The following is an 18,742-nucleotide window of genomic DNA, read 5'->3' on the forward strand; positions in this document are numbered from 1 at the left end:
CCATGCCCGAGCGCACCACCTCTCCCGCATTTGACTTTGCCGCCCTGCGCAATACGGCGGCAGGTACGGGCGTGCGCAGCGGGTGGCCGGGCCTGTGGCTACTGGGTTTTTTGACGCTGGTAGTGGCCTCGGTGATTGCGTTGGTGCTCTATTTGCAGCACTTTGAGGCGGAGGAGGATACGCGCCGCCAGGCTGCCGATGCGCAGTGGCTGGAGCAAAGTGTGCAGTTTCACTTTCGTCGCCTGGAGGAGGACTTGCGTGTTGCAGCCCGCCAGTCTGCGGACGTGCGGGGCGGGCTGCTGTGGCGTGAGCCGGGGGTTTTGCTGGCTCAGGGGTGGGTCGGGGCGCCCGCCAGTGCGGCACCGGCCCAGTGGCACACCGATGAGAGCCGCCACCCCCTGAACGCCCAGGCTCTCGCCACCATGGACGCTACGGCACGCGGCTTGCGCCGGTCTGCCTACGCCGGCCCCATGCGGGATAGCGCCGGCTCGCTGATGCCGCTGGTGTGGCTGGCGGTGCCTTATTTTGAGCGCGGCTATTTTGTCGGCAACTACGTGGCCGGCTTGTCGCTCGATGTGGCGGTGCAGGCGCTGGTACCCGAATGGTTTACCCGCAACCACGCCGTTCGTCTGGTGCTGGATGAAGGCGCCGCGCCGCCCGCACCCGGTGGCCGCAAACCCTTTCGTGCAGCCATGAATCTGGCGGGTACCGATGTGTACCTGGAGGTGACCCCCATTCAGGATCAGGCCGCCATGGTGCCGCGCCTGTTTTTGCTTGTCGCCATGGTGTTTCTCGGGGGCATGCTGGTGAGTCTCTGGGCCTTGCGCCGCGACATTCAAAAACGCCAGCAAGTGCAAGCCCGGCTGCAGGCCGAAGTTGCGCTGCGCACGGCCATGGAGAACTCGGTGACCATTGGCCTGCGCGCTTGGGACATGACGGGGCGTGTGCTTTATGTGAACGAGGCGTTCTGCCGGCTCGTGGGGTACCCCGCGGAGCAGCTGGTGGGCGTGTCTGCTCCCATGCCGTATTGGCCGCAAGGCGATGACAGCCATATCGAGCAAGTACACCGTGATGTTTTGGCCCACGGTACCGGCCTGGACGGCGTAGAGGTGCAGTTCCAGCACCGCGATGGTCGTCTGCTGGATGTGTTGATTCACGAGGCCCCTCTGCATACAGCCACGGGTGAGCACATTGGGTGGATGAGTTCGGTGCTCGATATCAGCGAGCGCAAGCGCGCACAGGCGGTGGCCGCGCAACAGCAGGAGCGGTTGGAGGCTACCGGCCGGCTGGTGGCGGTGGGGGAGGTGGCCTCCACACTGGCCCACGAGCTCAACCAGCCTTTGGGCGCCCTCAGCAGCTTTGCCACCGGCCTGCTCAACCGCTTGAACGCAGGCCGCATCAGCCCGGGAGAAACCGCCCCCGTGGTGCAGCGCATTGCCGGTTTGGCCGAGCGGGCCGGCCGCATCATTCAACGGGTGAATGCCATCGCACGACGCCGCGAAATTTCGCTGCAACGGCTGGACCTGATTCCGGTGCTGCAACGCATGGCACCCCATGCGGTGCCGGACGCCGCTCCGGTGTGGGTGAATGCCGATGAGCTGCTGATCGAGCACTTGCTCAACAACCTGTTGACCAATGCCCAGGAGGCGGCCCAAGCCCACTCGGCGACTCCGCAGCTGCATCTGGGGCTGCGCCTGGAGCAGGACTGGGCGCAAATCAGCATTTCCGACAACGGCCCCGGTGTGCCCGAGGAGAACCAGGCGCACATCTTCGATGCTTTCTTCAGCAGCAAAGAGGGCGGCATGGGCATGGGCCTGGCCATCTGCCGCTCGATTGTGGACGCCCACCATGGCCGCATCCAGGTCGACCGCTCGCCGGAACTGGGCGGTGCCCGCTTTACGGTGAGCCTGCCGCACAATAAGCACCCTATGGAAGACGCCCCGTGAGCACTGCAGCCATTCACATTGTTGATGACGATGCCGACATGCGCGAAGGCTTGGCATGGTTGTTCGACTCGCGCGGCCACAAAGCCACCACCTGGGACAGTGGCCCGCCCTTTCTGGACGCCGTCAAAGCCCGTGCAGGGGTGTGGGAGCAGGCGGTGGTGGTGCTGGACATCCGCATGGTGCCCATGACCGGCCTGCAGGTGTTTGAGCAACTCAAGGCCTTGGCCTGCCCCTGGCCGGTGTTGTTTTTGACCGGCAATGGCGACGTGGGTATGGCCGTGGCGGCCGTGAAAAACGGTGCTTGGGATTTTCTGGAAAAACCGTTCCAAGACAACCTGCTGGTGGACCGCGTGGAGCAAGCCTTGGCCGCTGCGGCGGCCGATGGCGATGCCAATCAGGAAGCCCACCGCCTGCGCTACGCGCTGGCGTCACTCAGCCCGCGCGAGCGCGAGGTGCTGGACCAGCTCATCCTGGGGCACTACAACAAGAACATTGCCGACCACCTCGGCATCACCCCACGCACGGTGGAGTTCCACCGCGCCAATATTTTCGAAAAAATGGGCGTGAGTTCGGCCATTGAGCTCGCCCACAAGCTAGGCCGTTTGCAGCCCATGGGCACGCCGGCTGATAAGGGTTGAGCGGCGGTCCCCGTACAAACCCCCATGGCCTGATTGGCACGGAACTCGCTAGGATGCATCCATAAGTTGACCGTTTGGTTAACTTGTATGGGTTGAATCGGCGGTTGCGCCCAGATGTGGTGCAACCATGACTCCTGCTACTGTGTGTCAATGAACCATTCCGAAGCATCCGGCCTTCAGGCCACCTCCTCTGCTGCCCGCACTGCGGTGGCTGTGCGCAATGCCAGCGTGGTCTACCAGACCGCCGATACGCCGGTGCATGCGCTGTCTGATATTGATCTGGACATCCGCGAGGGCGAGTTTGTCTCGCTCATCGGCCCTTCGGGCTGCGGCAAAACCACGCTGATGCGGGTGATTGCCGACCTGGAGCACATCAGCGCCGGCGAGGTGCTGGTCAACGGGGTGAGCCCGCACGATGCGCGGCTGGCCCGGGCCTACGGCTATGTGTTTCAGGCGCCGGCCTTGTTCCCCTGGCGCAATGTGCTGGCCAACGTCACCCTGCCGCTGCAAATTCAGGGCAAAGGCAAGGCCGAGGCCAAAGCCATTGCGCTGGAGCACCTGGAGCGCGTGGGCCTCAAGGGCTTTGAGGGCAAGTACCCTTGGCAGCTCTCCGGCGGCATGCAGCAGCGGGTATCGATTGCGCGGGCGCTGTCGTTTGAGCCCAAGATTTTGATGATGGACGAGCCCTTCGGTGCGCTCGACGAGATCACCCGCGACCGGCTCAACGAGCAGCTGCAGCAGCTGTGGCAGCGCGAGCGCCGTACCGTGGTGTTTGTGACCCACAGCATCGCTGAAGCGGTCTATCTGTCCACCAAAATTGTGGTGATGTCGCCGCGCCCGGGGCGCATCGTCAAGGTGATTGACTCGCCCTTGCCGGATGCGCGCCATTTGGGCCTGCGTGACACGCCGGAGTTCATGGCCTTGGCCCACGAAGTGCGCGAGGCGCTAGCCGATGGCCACCACTAAAACGCTACCCCCACGCATCGTGCACGACTGGCTGCCAGTGGCTGTGGTGCTACTGGCGGTGGTGCTCGCTTGGTACGGTGCCGCATGGCGCTTGAATGCGCCCGGCGCGATTGAGCGCGTGCTCGATGAAGAAGCCGGCTACACGCAAATGGAGCTGTTCGAGGCCACCATGGCCATGGAGCGTCCGCTCATGCCTGCGCCTCATCAAGTGGCCATGGATTTCTACGAGAGTTTGACCGAGTGGCCGGTGGACTCGCCCCGCAATCTGATGTACCACGTGGTCGTGACCGGCCAGTCCACCCTGCTGGGCTTTGCACTCGGGACCTTGCTGGGTTTGGTGCTGTCGGTGCTCATCGTGCATAGCCGCACGCTGGACAAGGCGCTCTTGCCCTGGATCGTGGCTTCGCAAACCGTGCCGGTGTTGGCGATTGCGCCCATCGTGCTGGTGGTGCTAGGCAGCCTGGGTTTTGCTGGGACCGCCCCCAAAGCCTTTATTGCCATGTACCTCTGTTTCTTTCCGGTCACCGTGGCCATGGTGCAGGGGCTGCGTTCGCCGCAAAAAATCGAGATGGAAATGATGCACACCTACGCCGCCAGCCGCTGGCACACGCTGTGGTTGCTGCGCTTGCCTGCAGCACTACCGTTTTTGTTCCCTGCCTTGCGGGTGGGCGTGGCTGCAGGCCTGGTGGGTGCCATGGTTGCCGAGTTGCCTACCGGGGCGCAGGCGGGCCTAGGCGCGCGCCTGCTCACGGGCTCCTACTACGGGCAGACCACGCAAATCTGGTCGGCGCTGGTCATGTCGGCCCTGTTGGGTCTGGCACTCACCGGCATCGTGGCCGGGGTGGAGCGCCTAGTGTTGCGTAGCCGGGGGGGCGTATGACCGAAGGAATGACGCCTCTGTGGTTCTGGCCGGCCATGGTGGCCTTGGCGGTGGTGGCCGGGTACAGCGTGTACCGCATGGCCGCCCTCAATGGTGCGCGCTGGGTGGGTATGGCCACGGCGGCCTTGTTTGGCGCGTGGGTGGTGCTGTTTTGGGAGATTCTGGTGCGTGCGCTCGATGTGCCGCGTGTGCTGCTGCCGGCGCCCAGTCTCATCGTGGGGTCGCTGGGGGACCATGCACCCAAGCTGTGGGGCGACTTTGTGCAAACCGTGGGCAAGGCCGTGTTGATCGGTTGGGCGCTGGGTTGCGGTGCGGGCTTTTGTGTGGCCGTGGCCATTGACCGCATGCCGTTTTTGCAGCGCGGGCTCCTTCCCGTGGCCTCGCTCACCAGCGCCATCCCCTTGGTGGGGGTCGCACCCATTGCGGTCATGTGGTTCGGCTTCGAGTGGCCGTCCAAGGCGGCCGTGGTGGTGCTGATGACTTTCTTCCCCATGCTGGTGTCCACCTTGGCGGGCCTGCAGGCGGCGGGCAAGCTGGAGCGTGAGTTGATGTACAGCTATGCCGCCAGCTACCCGCGCACCTTGTTGGCGCTGCGCTTGCCTGCCGCGATGCCGTTCATCTTTGGTGCGCTCAAGGTCAACGCCACGCTGGCGCTCATTGGCGCTATCGTGGCCGAGTTTTTTGGTTCGCCCACGTCGGGCCTGGGTTTTCGCATCAGCACCGAAGCTGCGCGCATGAACATGCCGCTGGTCTGGGGCGCGATTGTGGTGGCGGCGGTGACCGGGTCGGTGGCCTACGCCTTGCTAGTTGCATTGGAGCGCCGCGCGGCGTTCTGGCATCCCTCAGTGCGCGAAGGGTGAGCCCGCGCTGCGTTTGGTGTGAGTTGCGTTTTTCATTAACCCCCTAGAAGGAGCCTTCCATGATTCGTTCTTCCCGTTGCGCCAAGAGCCTGCTGGCCTTGGCGTTGGCTGCTGCAGGTCTTGCTGCCCAAGCGGCTGACAAGGTGACCGTGCAGCTCAAGTGGGTGCCGCAAGCCCAGTTTGCCGGCTACTACATGGCTGCGGCCAAAGGCTTCTACAAAGACGCCGGCCTGGATGTGACCATCAAGCCCGGTGGCCCCGACATTGCGCCCACCCAGGTGATTGCCGGCAAGCAAGCCGACATCGTGGTGGACTGGATGCCCTCCGCTCTGGCGGCCCGTGAAGCAGGTGTTCCTTTGGTGAACGTGGCCCAGGTATTCAACCAGTCCGGCCTGATGCTGACTTGCAAGAAGGCCAGCGGCGTGGCCAGCCCGAAAGACTTCAAGGGCAAGACCCTGGGCGTTTGGTACGGCGGCAACGAATACCCCTTCCTCAACTGGATGGGCAAGCTCGGCCTGAAGACCGACTCCGACATCAAGATCTTGAAGCAAGGCTTCAACGTCGACCCGCTGCTGCAAAACCAGGCCGCGTGTATCTCCACCATGATTTACAACGAGTACTGGCAAGTGGTGGACGCGGGCGTGAAGGAAAAAGACCTGGTCACCTTCTTCTATGAAAAAGAAGGCGTTGCCACCCTCGAAGACGGTCTGTACGTGCTGGAGTCCAACCTGAAAGACGCAGCCTTCGTGGAGCGCATGGGCAAGTTCCTGAAAGCCACGCTCAAGGGCTGGGACGCAGCCGTGAAAGACCCCGAAGGTGCCGCCAAAGCCGTGGTGGCTGCCGACACGTCCGGCAGCGCCAGCCTGAAGGTGCAAAAGCGCCAGATGGAAAACGTGGCCAAGCTGATCACCAACGCCGGCACCAAGAAGATTGGTTACCTGGAGCCCGCCGCCTACGAGCGCACCGTGAAGGTGTTGCTGGCCGGTGGCAGCGACCCGGTGATCAAGAAAGACCCGGGCAAGACCGCGTATTCCCATGCCATTTGGGAAGCCGCGCAAAAGTAATTGGACAATCGGCGGCATGACACACGTTGCCGATGCTCCCAAGGGCCTCATTCGCCAGGCGAATGAGGCCCTGATACTTTCTGCCGCCGAGAAGGTGTTTGCCCGCGCCGGTTTCGGTGGCGCCACCATGGCGGCCATTGCCGAGGCCAGCGGCCTGCCCAAGGCCAACTTGCACTACTACTTCGGCAGCAAAGAGGTGCTGTACCGTGCCGTGCTGGCCCAAATTCTGAGCGACTGGCTGGTGCCTACCCACGGCATCACCGTGGACGCCGACCCGCGCACCGCACTGGAGCAGTACATCCGCGCCAAGATGGAGCTATCTGCACAGCGGCCTGACGGCTCCAAAGTGTGGGCCAACGAGCTGCTGCATGGTGCCCCCGTGGTGCGGGAGCTGCTGGCCACCGATCTGCGCCAGCTCACCCTGGAGAAAGCCGCCGTGGTGCAAGCCTGGGTGGATGCCAAGCGCATCGCCCCGGTAGACGGTATGCACCTGTTTTTCACCATCTGGGCCGCCACCCAAACCTATGCCGACTTTGATGTGCAAATCTGCGCGGTGATGAATCAGGAGGCGCTGGGCGAGCCCGATTTTGAACGGGCCACCCAGCATCTGGTGTCGTTTATTTTGCGGGGATGTGGTTTGTAGGTATGACTAAAAAGGCCGCCGTGTTGATGAGATTTATTTTTATCATTGACGGCCAATTTATTGAAAAGTGAGCTTGCACTTAGATGGGTACGATATTGATAGGTTGTTTATCGACAAGTAAGAGCGTTTCAAGATGGTTGGTTGGTTGATTGTTTGTTAATAAATAGTCTAGAGGCGTATGTATGAGATCGAGTAAAAAAATGGCCGAAAGAATTTCTACTTTCTCGTCGGAGTTTCAAGCCGCTGCGTATAGAAATGAGTTGAAACGGATTTCTATAAAAACACAAGAACGGGAAAACAAGACAGCGAAGATCATTCGTGACGAGTTACATAAACTAAAAAAACAACTTCAACTAACAACGATAGAGGAAGATAGAGTTCGTCTAAAAGAAGCTATTTCGATAAAAGAGAAAAAAATGCCTAAATCTAAGCGCAAGTGGTCACCCATATTGCCAGGATCGTTTGAATCGAGTTTTAGGTAAGAGTTTGTTCTATATCGACGCGGACTACAAAGCCATAGCCAAGAGCTAAAAGGTTAAGGGCCGGTAATGAGTGGGAATATCGCTATGTTGCTTGACAAAGCTGCATGTTGGATACAAACCGCGAGAGCGAGCGATTTGCCGAGAAGTTGAAGAAGCTCAAAGTTAGTGTTCGCTTAAAGATGGCGCACTCGTCTCGGGTGATCAAGTTGCCCTAAATCAAGGAATGAAAACGCGTTTTGCACATTAGGCCACGCTGTGGATGAGCTTTTGCAAACTTTTCTTCAGATTTTTTTGTAAAACATACTGCTCATCAGCGTCTTTTGCCTGATCCATAGCTGCCAGGAAGCCGTGACGGATGATCTAGAGCATCGACGTCGTCTTTACCTTGTCTTTGATCGTGTTTCCTGTAGATATTTGGTGCGGGAGTTTTTGTTTTTATAAGAAGATCTTGAGTTTTCTTTTGGGAATGACGTGAGCTTGTTTTTGTCGAATGTTTTTTTGATTTATTCGGGTCGGTTAAATTGCGGCCATGCTCTGTTGTTAAGTGAACTCTTAATTCTGCATAAGATGTTTTTTGTTTCCTGCAAATAGGGCACGGCGGAATAATTGAATCTGAAAAAGGACGACTTGAGTTCTGTTTTGTAGGATTTTCTTCATTTGGAGCGTGCTTGACTGGGTGAGCCTTTTGAAGGTGCTGCTGAAGCCGACTTGCTCGAACTAACGTACCGCATTGTTTACAGTTCGTGTATTCACGAGTTTTGGCTGGAGCTGGCGGACGTTTTTTTAAATTTTGTTTTTTCGATGAGTTAACTGCATTTGCAAGATTTCTTTGAGGACGACCAACCATCGGAGTGGCATTTTCAACTAGTCCAGTTCCATAGCAGTGAAAACAGTTTGTGTTGAGACCATTGCACGTGCAGTTGTAGTTATCCATATTAATTAACGGGGTTTAATATCGAGGTATGTGCCATTTGGTCTCAAGTGGCTAGCCACACTATGTTCACAATCTCATCGTGACTGATTTCGTCTGGTGTAACCGTATCAAAGCTGCTAACTGAGTATTGTGATAATGAGTCAATATGTAGCGTGGAGTTCGATGCATTTTTCCCCGCTGAGTAGGTGATGGTTTTTACTGATGAAAGTTGTAGTCCTGTTGCTACAGCGAAGTCAGTGGCAGATTCTTTCGCTTTTGCGGCTGCAGCAATTCGAGCCTCCCGTTTTAAAGGCTCCATATCACGAATAACGAACGATATTTCCATGTCTGCATTGCTATCGCTTTTAGCTAACTCTTGAACAATCGACCCCAAGAGTTTTGTGTTCAACGGAATGGTAACGATTAGTTTTTGGGTTGCACTGTATCCTTGAAACTTGCGTTTTTGACGATCGTATTGGTCAGTCCATACTTCCGTGATGGCGTAAGACTTAGTGAATACAGATTCATTTGTGCCCGCGCGCTCAACACCATCAATAATTTTTGCGACGCACGTATTCAGGACAGATAAACACTCTGAATAATCGATATTTTCGGAAATGACAGACAAGTCGATTTGAATTCCATCGGGCGACGCACTGACAGTACCCCGACCAGTGACGTTAATTTCTGCTGTTTGTTGCATATTTTTTTCCATGTTGGTATCAATGAATTTCAGGAGTTGTTGATGTCAACCATGCCGTTACCGCTTCTAGGCTTGGGAGTGCTGGGACTTGGTCTTTTGTTTCGGGGTCAATGATCAAGCCGCCAACCACACATTGGCCATCTTCAAACAAATCCCACCCTGTTTTTCGGACGACTGCGGTTGGATGTGCTTTGGCGGGGCAGCGCGTCCTGCATTGGAAAACTGCTGGTCGTGCGATGCATTTGCGGCCAGCCGCTTCAATCACTTTTTCTTCAACCAAATGTTTGAACTGGTAGCTTGGCAACGCAGTTTTTTGTGCTGCAACGGGTGTAGCTCGAAATGCTTTCCAATTGGCTTGGGTTTGCTGACATTGCGGGCACGCGGTCTCAGTACAAAGCAATTGAAGGAGTACAGAGTGTTCCAGTCGTACACCGTCGTAGCTGTACCCAAACAACTCTTTGCCATTGCGAAGTGTCTTGACGCGCACTTCAACCGTTATGCCGTTGTGCAATCTGGCGGCGTGGCCACTTGGCCTTGCTGCTTTTGACGCCAATAAATCCAAGCGTGCTTGTTGTTGCAGGTCTTTGATCACGAGTCCTCCCTAAGTTAATTGCCCAAAAAGAAGATCGCACCACGTAATGAAACCTGTGATGGTTCAGTACGGCGGGTGCGATCTATCTAGGGACTGAGGTTCGCAGACACAGCGTGTCAGGTCAACGGGTGGCGTCTGCGGGGCACAACGGAAGGTCTTGTCAAAATTTCATGGTCGTGCTAAGCGTCACTCTTTAGCCATGATTTTTGATCAAATCGGCTTCTAGCCCTTATATACAAGGCGCAAGCAGCTCCTGATTTCATAGCAACTTGCGCATTCAGGTCATGGCGGCTTCGCCGTGGAGCCAGGACAAGAATGCTTCAACCGCCGGTCGTTTGGCGTGGCGCTGCGGGTACACCGCAAAGTGGGCCTTCACACGGATGGCCTTGTCCATGCCGAACAGCGCAAGCAACTTGCCTTCGGCCAAATGCCCGCCTGCATTGACGGCGCTCTCCAATGCCACTCCCAGGCCTTGGGTGGCCGCGTCGAGTGACATCTGGGCGCGGTCAAAGCGCACGGGAAAACGGTCCGGCGCCCGCAGGTCGGTGTAGCGTGCAAACCAGTCTGACCACTGCACCACACTCACATTGCTTTGGATCAGAGGCACCTCCAGCAACTGGGCGACGCGTTTGAGCTTGTGCTGCTTGATGAAAGCAGGGCTCGCCAAGGGAATGATGGACTCCTCGAACAAAGGCTCCACCACCAGGTCTCCCCATTGCGGGATGCCATAGCGGATGTCGATGTCCGCCTGGCCCAGCGCAAAGTCACTGGGCGTGTGGGCAGCCGAGAGGTTCAGCGCAATATCCGGGTAGGCCTGTGCAAAGCGGTGCAGGCGCGGCATGAGCCACAAGCTCGCAATGCTGGGGGCAGAGTGCACATACAGGCTGTTGCGAATGCCCTGGCGCAAGTCCTCGGTGGCTGCGGTAATGGCCGACAGCGCTGCACCCACGTGCATAAGGTAGTGCTCACCCGCCGGGCTGAGGCGCACCCCGTGCGCACTGCGCTCAAACAAGCGGATATCCAGATGCGCTTCCAGGCGCGAAATCTGGTGGCTGATGGCGGATGCGGTGAGGTGCAGCTCGGCGGCGGCCAGCGCAAAACTCTTGCGGCGGGCCACGGCTTCAAAGGCTTGCAGATTGGCAATCGGGGGCAGTGCAGACATGGGGACAACCCTGACGTCAAATGACAAACGTTCATCTTACGCTGACATTTAATCGCTTGTCATCAACCTGAGTGGCTTCCAGAATCCGCATCCAGAACAGGAGACCTGCTGCTGACCTTGCCTGCCGAGAAGGGCGGGACGCGGTGGAAAAGGGAGCTCCTGGTGCTGTTCACTACCAAGGAGATAAAGCTATGTTGCTCAAAGATCAAGTTGCCATCATTACCGGCGGAGCCGGCGTCAATGGCTTGGGTTTTGCCACGGCCCGCCTGATGGCCGCACACGGCGCACGGGTTGCCATTCTCGATCTGGAGCGCGCGGACCCCGCTGCCGCTGCCGCCCAGCTGGGCGCGGGTCATATCGGCCTGGTGGCGGATGTGACCAACAAGGCCTCGTGCGATGCCGCTGCCGCAGAGGTTCTCAAGGCCTTCGGCCGGATTGATGCGCTGGTCAATAACGCCGGCATTACCCAACCGGTGAAAACCCTGGAAATCACCGGCGCGGATTACGACCGCATCCTCGACGTAAGCCTGCGCGGCACGCTCTACATGTCGCAAGCGGTGCTGCCCGCCATGCGTGCGCAGCAAAGTGGTTCCATCATCTGTATTTCGTCGGTGTCGGCCCAGCGCGGTGGCGGCATTCTGGGCGGGCCGCATTACTCGGCTGCCAAGGCCGGTGTGCTGGGTCTGGCCCGTGCCATGGCACGTGAGTTCGGCCCTGAGAGCATCCGCGTGAACTGCATCACCCCTGGCCTCATTGGTACCGACATCATTAAGGGCAAGCTCACCGAAGAAAAGAAAGCCGAGATTGCAGAGACGGTGCCGCTGGCCCGCTTGGGCCGTGCCGACGACATCGCAGGGGCATGCGTTTTTCTGGCCAGCCCGCTCTCGGCGTACTGCACTGGTATCACGCTGGACGTGAACGGCGGCATGCTCATTCACTGATTTTTTCTGACTGACAAACATACAAGGAGACACAACCATGCAACGCAAAACCTTCACGCGCACTCTCTTCGCTGTTGCCGCCCTGGCGGCCGCACTGCCTTTGGCTGCGCAAGCCCAGGCACTCAAACTCACCTTGGGCCACGGTGCTGCACCCGGCAACCCCCGGCATGAGGCGGCGGTCAAATTCGCAGAGGTACTCAAGGCCAAGAGCGCAGGCCGCATCGAGGTGCAGGTGGCACCCTCCGCCCAACTGGGCGATGACGCCGCCATGGTGACTGCGTTGCGTACCGGTGCGCTGGATATGTCGGCCAACTCCCAGGGCGCACTGTCTGCAGCAGTGCCCGAGTACGCGGCGTATGGCATGCCTTTCCTGTTCTCCACACCCGCGCAAGCGTTCAAGTTGCTGGATGGGCCATTGGGTCAGGAACTGGCGCAGAAAACGGCCGACAAGGGCATGGTGGTGCTCGGCTACTGGGACAACGGCATCCGCCACATGAGCAACAGCAAGCGCCCCATCACCAAGGTCGAGGACATGAAGGGCCTGAAGATGCGCACCCCGCCCGACGCGGTGTTGGTGGACATCATGCAGGCGCTGGGTGCAGATGCACAGCAGATCAAGTTTGCGGAGTTGTATGTGGCCTTGCAACAGGGCGTGGTGGACGGGCAGGAAAACCCCCTCGTCAATATCCACGCCAGCAAGTTGTATGAGGTCCAGAAGCATCTGGCATTGACCAGCCACATGTTCCAGATGACGCCCTTTTTGATGAGCAAGCGCACTTGGGACCGCCTGTCTGACGCTGACCGCAAGGCGGTGCAGGAAGCCGCGACCGAGGCCACCGCACTGCAACGTAAGATGTCCCAAGACGCGGACGACAAGCTGTTGGCAGAGCTCAAAGCCAAGGGCGTGCAGGTGACCACCGTGGACAAGGCCGCGTTTGCCAAGGCCACATCTGCCGTGGACGACAAGTGGCTGGCCACGCCCATCGGGCCTTACCTCAAGAAGGTGATTGCAGCGGCTCGCTGAGCAGGCTGATCGGGGAACACCATGAACACCTGTCTTGATTGGGTCAACCGCAGCATTGGAGGTGCTTGTCGCTTCGTGCTGTACGTCACGCTGACCTTGACGTTTCTTATCCTGAGCGCCAACGTGGCTCTGCGCTATGTCTCGGGCACCAGCCTGGCCTGGGCGTCCGAACTGCCGGAGCTGATGTTCCCCTGGATCATCATGTCCGGCGTGGTGTTGGCGGCCCAGCACGGCTCGCACATTGCCGTGGTGTTGCTCACCCAGCGCCTGGGTAGCGCCCGCCGCTGGGTGCTCGCAGGCGGTGCGGCCCTGGTGGCTGTGCTTTACCTGGGGCTGACCTGGGCCACGCTGCCGCTGATGGAAATATCCGCGGACGAGTACACCCCCATCCTCAACGTGCCGGGCTCCGTCACCGTGGGCTGCCTGATGGCGGGCTTCGTGTTGCTGGCGGTGGTCACTCTCACCCAGATACCTGCCTTGTGGCACAGCACCGGCGCAGACGCCGAGTCGGAAGGAGCTTCGTCATGACCATGCTCATCATTGGCTTGTTCATCATCGCCGCGCTGGCGTCTATCCCGATCGCGCACGCCTTGGTGTTGTCCTCCGTGGGGGCGCTGCTCATGCTCGGTCGCATTCCGGTGGATCTGGCGGTGCAGCAGATGATTTCGCAGGTGCAGAGCTTTCCGCTGATTGCGATTCCGTTTTTCATGCTGACCGGCGCCCTCATGGTGAGCGGCAAGCTGGGTCAGAGCCTGGTCAACCTGCTCTCCATGATGATTGGCCGTGTGCACGGCGGGCCGGCTCAGGTGGGGGTGCTGTCGTCCACTATCTTCGGTGGCGTGTCGGGCTCGGCGGTCGCCGACGCCTCGGCCATCGGCTCCATGCTGATCCCCTGGCTCAAAAAGCTGGGCTACCCGGCGCCGTTTGCGGCGGGCACGCTGGCGGCTGCGGCCACCATCGACATCCTGATTCCGCCCTCGATTCCGATGATCGTGTACGCCTTGGTCTCGGGCGCCTCCATCGGTGCGCTGTTCGTGGCCGGCATCCTGCCGGGCCTGCTCATGTGTGGTGGCTTCATGCTGGTCTGCTACATCCAGGGCCGCCGCCGCAACTTTCCGCGCGACACCACGCCCTTCGAGTGGAGCGCTTTCGGGCAGCAGTTTCTGCAAGCCGGGCCGGCCTTGTTGATGCCGGTGCTGATCATCATCTTCTTGCGCTTCGGCATCGCCACGCCCACCGAGGTCAGTGTCATGTCCACGCTGTACGCCCTGGTGGTTTCGGGTCTGGTGTACCGCGATCTCACCGTAGCCAAGCTCAAGCATGCTGCGGTGGAAGCCGGCATCTCCACCGGGGTGGTGCTGTTGATCATCATGGCGTCCAGCATCGTGGGCTGGATCGTCACCTACGAGCAACTGCCTGCCGCGTTCACCCGCTTTGCCACCGAGACCCTGCAGCAACCCTGGCTGATCATTCTGGCGATGAACCTGATCATGCTGGCCACCGGCATGTTTATTGACCTGCCCGCTGCGGTGCTGCTGCTGACCCCCATGTTTGTGCCATTGGCCTCGGCTGTGGGCATGGACACCATCCAGCTCGGCATCATGATGATCGTGAACCTCTCGATCGGGCTCTACCACCCGCCCATCGGCACCACGCTGTTCATCACCAGCACCATTGCCAAAGTGCGTATCGGTGATGTGGTGATGGAGCTGATCCCCTTCTACATCGTTGCCATTGGTCTGCTGCTGGGCTTTGCTTACCTGCCCTGGCTCACGATTCATTGACCACCCTTGCGCGCCCGCGGCGCTCTCCTTCCAGGGGAGCGCTGCCAGCGGCCCGGCAGAGCCGGTTCCGCGGCGTGCGCTTGCCCCATTTATTGGAGAACCCCCATGTCTGATCTCAGTTCATTGCGCGCTTGCGCGCACCGCATCCGCCGCTACGCCCTGCGCATGGGCGAAGTCCAGGGCCAGGGCTACATTGGCCAGGCCCTGGGTTGGGCCGACGTGCTGGCCGTGGCCTATGGCCACGCGCTCAAGCTCAAGCCCGAAGACCCCACCTGGGAAGGCCGCGACCGCTTTCTGCTCTCGCACGGCCATTACGCCATTGCCCACTATGCGGCGCTGATTGAAGCGGGTGTGGTGCCAGAGGAAGAGCTGGAAACCTACGGCAGCGACGACAGCCGCCTGCCCATGAGCGGCATGGCCGCCTACACCCCGGGCATGGAAATCTCGGGGGGCTCGCTGGGCCAGGGCCTGGTGATTGGCGTGGGCATGGCGCTGGGCCTCAAGCACAAACGCAACCCCGCCTTTGTCTACAACTCCATGAGCGACGGCGAGCTGGACGAAGGCTCCACCTGGGAGGCGGCCATGTCTGCCGCCCACCACCAGCTCGACAACCTGATCTGCCTGGTCGACATCAACAACCAGCAAGCCGACGGCCCCAGCAGCAAGGTGCTGGGCTTTGAGCCGCTGGCCGACAAGTGGCTGGCCTTTGGCTGGCATGTGCAGCGCGTGGACGGCAATGACATGGCCGCCGTGCTCGCCGCCTTTGACATGGCGCGCTCGCTGAAAGAAGCCAAGCCCCGCGTGATCCTGTTCAACACCCTGATGGGCAAGGGCGTGCCTTTTCTGGAGACGCGCGACAAGAACCACTTCATCCGCGTGGACCCGCCCGAGTGGCAGCAGGCCCTCGCCATCCTGGACCAATCTGCACCCGAAGGAGCTGCCGCATGAACACCGTCGTTGAAAAGAAACCCCGCCTTACCACCTCGGCCATGATCGCCTCCATCGCAGGCGAAGGCCAGCGCGTGAAGGCCGCGCCCTTTGGCAAGGCCCTGGTGGAGCTGGCCGCGAACCGCCCCGAGATCGTGGGCATGACGGCCGACCTGGGCAAATACACCGACCTGCACCTCTTTGCCCAGGCCTACCCCGAGCGTTACTTTCAGATGGGCATGGCCGAGCAGCTGCTCATGGGTGCTGCGGGCGGCATGGCCAAGGAAGGCCTGATCCCGTTTGCCACCACTTACGCGGTGTTCGGCACCCGCCGCGCCTATGACTTCATCCACCAGGTCATCGCCGAGGAAAACCTCAACGTCAAGATGTGCTGCGCGCTGCCCGGCCTGACCACCGGCTATGGCCCCAGCCACCAGGCCACCGAAGACCTGGCCATGATGCGTGGCATCCCCGGCCTCACCATCCTCGACCCCTGCGACGCGCTGGACATCGAGCAGGCCGTGCCGCAAATGGCCGCGCACAACGGCCCGGTGTACATGCGCCTGCTGCGCGGCAACGTGCCTCTGGTGCTGGACGAGTACGACTACCAGTTTGAACTCGGCAAGGCCAAGCGCCTGGTGGATGGCAACGAGGTGCTCATCATCTCCAGCGGTTTCATGACCATGCGTGCGCTCGAAGTGGCGCAGAAGCTGAAGGCTGACAACATTGGCGTGGCCGTGTTGCACTGCCCGACCATCAAGCCGCTGGACGAGGCCACCATCCTCGCCGAAGTGGGCGCCAAGCCACGTCTGGTGGTGGTGGCGGAGAACCACTCGGTCATCGGGGGCCTGGGTGAAGCGGTGTCCAGCAGCCTGCTGCAAAACGGCGTGCAGCCCGCGCGCTTCCGCCTGGCAGGCTTGCCGGACGCCTACCTGGATGCCGGTGCTTTGCCCACGCTGCACGACCGTTACGGCATCAGCACCAGCGTGTTGTCCAGCCGTATCAAGGCTTGGCTGGCCTGATGGTCTATTGCGGTTAGGTATAAAAAGAGCTGCTTGCGCGCGTGAAATATGCGCAAGTAGCTCCTTATTTCATAGCAAAAAAGGGCGCTTGAGGCGCCCTTTGCTTTGTGGGCTTCAGCCCAGCTCCACCAGCCGCCTGCTGCGTGCGGCCTCCACAATCGCCTCGGTCACTTGCAGGTTGTGCAGGCCGTCGCGGGCGCTCACCAAGGGTGCGACTTCGCCGCGCACCACCGCGCCGAAGTGGGCCATTTGCAGCAGCAGCGGGTCTTGCCGCGTCATGGGCACCACGCTGCAGTCAAACGGTTTCCACCACGAGCTGTCCGCTGCACTCGGGTAGGTCTTGAGGCGCATAGTGGGCACCGAGAGGCTGCCGCGCGTGCCGGTGAGCACGTAGCAGTCTTCGTCTTCATAGCTGGTGTAGGCCTTGTTTTCTTGCGAGGTCTGTTCCCAGCTGCGCGGGCAGGCCGCGGTGTCGGACAGCAAAAACGTGCCCAGCGCGCCGCTGGCAAAGCGCAGGCTGATGACTACCGTGTCTTCCACCGCATGACCACGCACTGCGTTGGAGCTGATGGCTTGCACCGCGCTGATGTCGCCGCACAGCATGCGCAGGTTGTGCACCTCGTGGATCATGTTGATCAGCACCGGCCCGCCGCCCGGCTGGGTGCGCCAGGGCGCTTCGGCAAAGTAGTGGTCGGGCTTGTAAAAGGTGGCGCTGCCCATGACCGCCACCAGCCGGCCGAGCTGGCCGCTTTGCACCACCTCGCGCGCCTTGGCCATGATGGGGCTGTGCGCCCGGTGGTGGCCGATCAGCACGCGCGCACCGGTGCGCTCCACCGCGTCTACCAGCGTGCGGCCCTCGGCCACCGTGGTGGCAATCGGTTTTTCCAGCAGGATGGGCAGGCCCTCCGCCACGCACTGCAGGGCCTGGGGCACGTGCAGGGCGTTGGGGGTGGCCAGCACCAGGCCGTCGGGCCGGTCGTGGGCGAGCAACTCGTCCAGTGTGCGGTACAGGGGCACGCCAGCGCGCTCGGCGACTGTCGCAGCGGCGGGCGAGGGGTCTACCAGAGCGCTCAGGCGCAGCTCGGGCCGCTGGGCCAGCGTAGCGATATGGGCCTGACCAATGAGGCCGGCGCCGGCAATGGCGATGCGGGTGGGGGATGCAGAAGAAGTAGTCATCCACGCATGATCGAAGCATGCACTTTAATTAACAATATGCAGTTGAATGGAATCACTTTTTCCAAAAGGAAAACAATGCATGGCCAAACCGGCGTGGGAACTGATTGATTTGCGCGTGCTGTGCGCGGTGGCACGGCGCGGCAGCTTTAGCGCAGCGGCGGTGGACTTGGGCATTTCGGTGGCCTACGTCACCAAGCGGGTGGCGCATTTGGAGAAGGCCTTGGGCAGCCCACTGTTTTTGCGCACCACCCGCAAGGTGAGCATTACCGCGCAGGGCGAGACGGTCTACACCTGGGCCTGCAAGGTGCTGGAAGCCGCCGAGGCGCTGGACCAGGAGGTGGCCCAGTCGCGCAACACGCTGGCCGGCAGCCTCAAGGTCAGCACCAGCCACCGGCTGGGCAGCCTGCACATTGCGCCCATCCTGGCGCGGCTGCGCCAGCAGCACCCCGGCTTGCAGGTGTGGCTGGAGATGGTGGACCGCCGGGTCGACCTGATTGCCGAGAACTTTGACCTCGACATCCGCGTGGGCGAAGTGCAAGAGCCGCATCTGGTAGCGCACAAGATCGCCAGCAGCGCCCGCGTGCTGTGCGCTTCGCCGGCCTACCTGGCCGCGCGGGGCGTGCCGCACACCTTGCAAGGCCTGGCCGGCCATGAATGCCTGATGTTTCGCGACCGCGACCAGCCGTTTTCGGTGCTGCGGCTGGAGGGGCTGCAGGGCCCGGAGTCGCTGCAGCTCTCAGGCACGCTGGGCTCCAACCAGAGCGACGCCATCCACCACTGGGCCCGCCAGGGCTTGGGCATTGCGCTGCTTTCGCGCTGGGATGTGGCCCAGTCCCTGCGCGAAGGCGCCTTGGCCCCGGTGCTGCCGCAGTACCGACAGCCCGCAGACATCTACGCGGTCACCCCGGTGCGCTCGCACCTCTCGACCAAGCTGCAGGTCTGCCTGAACTATGTGCGCGAGCAGTTGACGGCGGGGGAGTTTGCGCTGGATTTATAAGTGAAAAGAGCCGCTAGCGCAG

20 protein-coding genes are annotated in these 18,742 nt (G+C 60.5%); 15 read left to right on the top strand and 5 right to left on the bottom strand.

Annotation, left to right across the window (positions count from 1 at the left end):
• Positions 1–2: 2 nt before the first annotated feature.
• The 8 genes from FDM28_RS03920 (at position 3) to FDM28_RS03955 (ending at position 7,479) form a co-directional block, all read left to right on the top strand.
• Positions 3–1,946, top strand: coding sequence for a two-component system sensor histidine kinase NtrB (locus FDM28_RS03920; protein WP_138513213.1), 1,944 nt, complete (start codon positions 3–5; stop codon positions 1,944–1,946).
• The gene (locus FDM28_RS03925; RefSeq protein ID WP_138513215.1) at positions 1,943–2,584 is read left to right on the top strand and encodes a response regulator transcription factor; all 642 of its coding nucleotides are present in this window, start codon (positions 1,943–1,945) and stop codon (positions 2,582–2,584) included. Before FDM28_RS03920 ends, FDM28_RS03925 begins: the two co-directional genes overlap by 4 nt.
• Positions 2,585–2,734: 150 nt before the next feature.
• Positions 2,735–3,550, top strand: coding sequence for an ABC transporter ATP-binding protein (locus FDM28_RS03930; protein WP_138513218.1), 816 nt, complete (start codon positions 2,735–2,737; stop codon positions 3,548–3,550).
• Positions 3,537–4,430, top strand: a complete 894-nt coding sequence (locus tag FDM28_RS03935) for an ABC transporter permease (protein WP_138513220.1) — start codon at positions 3,537–3,539, stop codon at positions 4,428–4,430. The genes FDM28_RS03930 and FDM28_RS03935 overlap by 14 nt, the downstream gene beginning before the upstream one ends.
• On the top strand, positions 4,427–5,290 hold the full coding sequence (locus FDM28_RS03940) for an ABC transporter permease (protein ID WP_138513222.1): 864 nt from the start codon (positions 4,427–4,429) through the stop codon (positions 5,288–5,290). The genes FDM28_RS03935 and FDM28_RS03940 overlap by 4 nt, the downstream gene beginning before the upstream one ends.
• Before the next feature lie 59 nt (positions 5,291–5,349).
• A complete protein-coding gene (locus FDM28_RS03945; RefSeq protein ID WP_138513224.1) occupies positions 5,350–6,354 on the top strand; it encodes an ABC transporter substrate-binding protein in 1,005 nt (334 codons plus the stop codon).
• A gap of 16 nt (positions 6,355–6,370) precedes the next feature.
• The gene (locus FDM28_RS03950) at positions 6,371–6,997 is read left to right on the top strand and encodes a TetR/AcrR family transcriptional regulator (RefSeq protein WP_138513226.1); all 627 of its coding nucleotides are present in this window, start codon (positions 6,371–6,373) and stop codon (positions 6,995–6,997) included.
• A gap of 200 nt (positions 6,998–7,197) precedes the next feature.
• Positions 7,198–7,479 carry a hypothetical protein gene (locus tag FDM28_RS03955; RefSeq protein WP_138513228.1) on the top strand — a complete coding sequence of 94 codons (282 nt, stop codon included), beginning with the start codon at positions 7,198–7,200 and terminating at the stop codon, positions 7,477–7,479.
• A gap of 310 nt (positions 7,480–7,789) precedes the next feature.
• Here the strand turns inward: FDM28_RS03955 and FDM28_RS03960 are convergent, their stop codons facing one another.
• The 4 genes from FDM28_RS03960 to FDM28_RS03975 form a co-directional block, all read right to left on the bottom strand.
• Entirely contained in the window at positions 7,790–8,413 is a 624-nt protein-coding gene (locus tag FDM28_RS03960) for a hypothetical protein (RefSeq protein WP_138513230.1), read from the bottom strand.
• Between the two features lie 43 nt (positions 8,414–8,456).
• Entirely contained in the window at positions 8,457–9,095 is a 639-nt protein-coding gene (locus FDM28_RS03965; RefSeq protein WP_170211581.1) for an SIMPL domain-containing protein, read from the bottom strand.
• A 19-nt stretch (positions 9,096–9,114) separates the two neighbouring features.
• Positions 9,115–9,687, bottom strand: a complete 573-nt coding sequence (locus FDM28_RS03970) for a hypothetical protein (RefSeq protein ID WP_138513234.1) — start codon at positions 9,685–9,687, stop codon at positions 9,115–9,117.
• A gap of 277 nt (positions 9,688–9,964) precedes the next feature.
• The gene (locus tag FDM28_RS03975) at positions 9,965–10,849 is read right to left on the bottom strand and encodes a LysR substrate-binding domain-containing protein (RefSeq protein WP_138513236.1); all 885 of its coding nucleotides are present in this window, start codon (positions 10,847–10,849) and stop codon (positions 9,965–9,967) included.
• A gap of 191 nt (positions 10,850–11,040) precedes the next feature.
• On the opposite strand from FDM28_RS03975, the gene FDM28_RS03980 reads away from it, so the two are divergent.
• From FDM28_RS03980 to FDM28_RS04005, 6 genes are all read left to right on the top strand, one after another.
• Positions 11,041–11,790, top strand: a complete 750-nt coding sequence (locus tag FDM28_RS03980; protein WP_138513238.1) for an SDR family NAD(P)-dependent oxidoreductase — start codon at positions 11,041–11,043, stop codon at positions 11,788–11,790.
• Between the two features lie 37 nt (positions 11,791–11,827).
• Positions 11,828–12,814 (top strand): TRAP transporter substrate-binding protein, encoded by a 987-nt coding sequence (locus tag FDM28_RS03985; RefSeq protein ID WP_138513240.1) that lies wholly within the window; start codon positions 11,828–11,830, stop codon positions 12,812–12,814.
• Between the two features lie 21 nt (positions 12,815–12,835).
• Positions 12,836–13,342, top strand: coding sequence for a TRAP transporter small permease (locus FDM28_RS03990; RefSeq protein WP_138513242.1), 507 nt, complete (start codon positions 12,836–12,838; stop codon positions 13,340–13,342).
• Entirely contained in the window at positions 13,339–14,598 is a 1,260-nt protein-coding gene (locus FDM28_RS03995; protein WP_138513244.1) for a TRAP transporter large permease, read from the top strand. The genes FDM28_RS03990 and FDM28_RS03995 overlap by 4 nt, the downstream gene beginning before the upstream one ends.
• Positions 14,599–14,703: 105 nt before the next feature.
• Complete coding sequence (locus tag FDM28_RS04000; protein ID WP_138513246.1) at positions 14,704–15,546, top strand: transketolase; 843 nt, start codon at positions 14,704–14,706, stop codon at positions 15,544–15,546.
• The gene (locus FDM28_RS04005) at positions 15,543–16,547 is read left to right on the top strand and encodes a transketolase family protein (RefSeq protein ID WP_138513248.1); all 1,005 of its coding nucleotides are present in this window, start codon (positions 15,543–15,545) and stop codon (positions 16,545–16,547) included. Before FDM28_RS04000 ends, FDM28_RS04005 begins: the two co-directional genes overlap by 4 nt.
• Positions 16,548–16,661: 114 nt before the next feature.
• On the opposite strand, the gene FDM28_RS04010 is transcribed toward FDM28_RS04005, so the two are convergent.
• Positions 16,662–17,723: a Gfo/Idh/MocA family protein gene (locus FDM28_RS04010; RefSeq protein ID WP_138513250.1), complete on the bottom strand. Its 1,062-nt coding sequence runs from the start codon at positions 17,721–17,723 to the stop codon at positions 16,662–16,664.
• Positions 17,724–17,802: 79 nt separating this feature from the next.
• On the opposite strand from FDM28_RS04010, the gene FDM28_RS04015 reads away from it, so the two are divergent.
• Positions 17,803–18,720, top strand: a complete 918-nt coding sequence (locus FDM28_RS04015; RefSeq protein ID WP_138513252.1) for a LysR family transcriptional regulator — start codon at positions 17,803–17,805, stop codon at positions 18,718–18,720.
• Positions 18,721–18,742 lie beyond the last annotated feature (22 nt).

The organism is Rhodoferax bucti (assembly GCF_005876985.1).
GTDB lineage: Bacteria > Pseudomonadota > Gammaproteobacteria > Burkholderiales > Burkholderiaceae_C > Allorhodoferax > Allorhodoferax bucti.

Bases quoted from the DNA above. Each gene is read 5' to 3' on its own strand.
- FDM28_RS03920 (WP_138513213.1), top strand. From the start codon at position 3: ATGCCCGAGCGCACCACCTCTCCCGCATTTGACTTTGCCGCCCTGCGC.
- FDM28_RS03930 (WP_138513218.1), top strand. From the start codon at position 2,735: ATGAACCATTCCGAAGCATCCGGCCTTCAGGCCACCTCCTCTGCTGCC.
- FDM28_RS03935 (WP_138513220.1), top strand. From the start codon at position 3,537: ATGGCCACCACTAAAACGCTACCCCCACGCATCGTGCACGACTGGCTG.
- FDM28_RS03940 (WP_138513222.1), top strand. From the start codon at position 4,427: ATGACCGAAGGAATGACGCCTCTGTGGTTCTGGCCGGCCATGGTGGCC.
- FDM28_RS03945 (WP_138513224.1), top strand. From the start codon at position 5,350: ATGATTCGTTCTTCCCGTTGCGCCAAGAGCCTGCTGGCCTTGGCGTTG.
- FDM28_RS03950 (WP_138513226.1), top strand. From the start codon at position 6,371: ATGACACACGTTGCCGATGCTCCCAAGGGCCTCATTCGCCAGGCGAAT.
- FDM28_RS03955 (WP_138513228.1), top strand. From the start codon at position 7,198: ATGGCCGAAAGAATTTCTACTTTCTCGTCGGAGTTTCAAGCCGCTGCG.
- FDM28_RS03960 (WP_138513230.1), bottom strand. From the start codon at position 8,413: ATGGATAACTACAACTGCACGTGCAATGGTCTCAACACAAACTGTTTT.
- FDM28_RS03965 (WP_170211581.1), bottom strand. From the start codon at position 9,095: ATGCAACAAACAGCAGAAATTAACGTCACTGGTCGGGGTACTGTCAGT.
- FDM28_RS03975 (WP_138513236.1), bottom strand. From the start codon at position 10,849: ATGTCTGCACTGCCCCCGATTGCCAATCTGCAAGCCTTTGAAGCCGTG.
- FDM28_RS03980 (WP_138513238.1), top strand. From the start codon at position 11,041: ATGTTGCTCAAAGATCAAGTTGCCATCATTACCGGCGGAGCCGGCGTC.
- FDM28_RS03985 (WP_138513240.1), top strand. From the start codon at position 11,828: ATGCAACGCAAAACCTTCACGCGCACTCTCTTCGCTGTTGCCGCCCTG.
- FDM28_RS03990 (WP_138513242.1), top strand. From the start codon at position 12,836: ATGAACACCTGTCTTGATTGGGTCAACCGCAGCATTGGAGGTGCTTGT.
- FDM28_RS03995 (WP_138513244.1), top strand. From the start codon at position 13,339: ATGACCATGCTCATCATTGGCTTGTTCATCATCGCCGCGCTGGCGTCT.
- FDM28_RS04000 (WP_138513246.1), top strand. From the start codon at position 14,704: ATGTCTGATCTCAGTTCATTGCGCGCTTGCGCGCACCGCATCCGCCGC.
- FDM28_RS04005 (WP_138513248.1), top strand. From the start codon at position 15,543: ATGAACACCGTCGTTGAAAAGAAACCCCGCCTTACCACCTCGGCCATG.
- FDM28_RS04010 (WP_138513250.1), bottom strand. From the start codon at position 17,723: ATGACTACTTCTTCTGCATCCCCCACCCGCATCGCCATTGCCGGCGCC.
- FDM28_RS04015 (WP_138513252.1), top strand. From the start codon at position 17,803: ATGGCCAAACCGGCGTGGGAACTGATTGATTTGCGCGTGCTGTGCGCG.